Genomic DNA, 1,306 nt, shown 5'->3' with positions numbered 1-1,306 from the left:
AAACCCCTTCTTGCATTCTTGCATATTGGGTTTTATCTATTTCAGGTAAACAATCTATTTGAAGTGCTTTGCCAATTTTTTCACAAGCATCTATTTGATTTTCGTCAAAGTAAATAAGATTTGTTGTTGTAATATGGTTAAGATCTATTTTTTTCCAATTCATTATTTTTTTATTGCTAAGAGAGAAAATTAATAAAATTTAATTCTTTTAAAAAGATATGGGATGGGGAAGATAAATGGATTATAGTTTACGGGATAATAAATGGATTAATAAAGTTCTTATTGAAGCTTCTAAATACTATGTGGAGGCCTTTAAATTTGAAAAATTTTCTTCCGTACTAATTAAGCTGTAACAATAACTTATTATTATCTAGATGCTTATTTTTTGAACAAGAAACCCTTTTAAAAAAGATCTGCAATATCTCTCCCGTCAACAATCTCAGGATAAGGGTCCCAAAGTACTGCTTTCATATTATGCTGGAGGAGGTATTCGGCTTTATGCTGCCAGCGTTCTCTAGCATGAGTAGAGAAATCAGGAACCAGTAGCACCTCCTTTCCTATTAAAGCTTTCATTTTTCTTACAGTTAATCCCTCCAAACCGGAAGATGCCAACCAGGTTATTTCAGGGTATTGGATGGAGCAGATGATGGCTGTTTTTTCGGATTCTACAATGGCAACTATTTTATTGTTTTCAGCTAGTAGGTGTTCTCCGAAGAGACAAGTTTGGTAACCTTTGTCAGAAGTGTAGAGGTAGCGATCGGGAAGTTGCTTATTTCTATGGCCATCGGTTTTGTAGAACATGCGCTTGGCGGTACGGATGTTTTTGTGTTTATCGATTTGCCAGAAGATAGTACCACCGTTTCTGGCGGTGCCAATATAGTAATCAGCAATGGCCTTCAGAGTCTTTCTCCTACCGAAGGTATTATTCAGGAAATTGATTAGGGTGTTGTTATGATAATTTTTTAGAGTGGCCTTTAAAGTCTCTAAAGGGACGTATTTTAAAGTTTGCGCATCCATGATTTTTGGTCTTTGGTTAAACGTTGCTTTTTCATGATAGGGACTGTAGAAATAGCCACATGATTCTTGCCTGTCGCAGCGGCCAAATTTGGTATCGAGGTAGAGGTTGTTGTCGTCGATGAAGCGGACGAAGCGTTTGTAGCCGCAATTTGGGCAGGGGTGTTTTTTACTTGTTTTTTCTAGTTGGTACTTCATAGGTTTTACCTCTTTTCTGATATTTGGTACTAGGTTTTAGGTTAATTACTATTATTGGGCTTTCTGTTCATTTTTGTCTTGACACAAAAACGAA

General features: G+C 36.3%; 1 protein-coding gene. It reads right to left on the bottom strand.

Annotated elements, in window-relative coordinates:
• Positions 1-402 precede the first annotated feature (402 nt).
• The gene (locus tag E1171_RS01235; RefSeq protein ID WP_155203293.1) at positions 403-1,212 is read right to left on the bottom strand and encodes a DUF6371 domain-containing protein; all 810 of its coding nucleotides are present in this window, start codon (positions 1,210-1,212) and stop codon (positions 403-405) included.
• Between the last annotated feature and the right edge of the window lie 94 nt (positions 1,213-1,306).

The organism is Xanthovirga aplysinae, assembly GCF_009711365.1.
In the GTDB taxonomy this organism is placed as follows: domain Bacteria; phylum Bacteroidota; class Bacteroidia; order Cytophagales; family Cyclobacteriaceae; genus Xanthovirga; species Xanthovirga aplysinae.
This window is presented reverse-complemented; position numbering and strand designations above follow the sequence as displayed.

What these genes read in the sequence shown, in the direction of transcription:
- E1171_RS01235 (WP_155203293.1), bottom strand. Translation starts at nt 1,212, where the DNA reads ATGAAGTACCAACTAGAAAAAACAAGTAAAAAACACCCCTGCCCAAAT.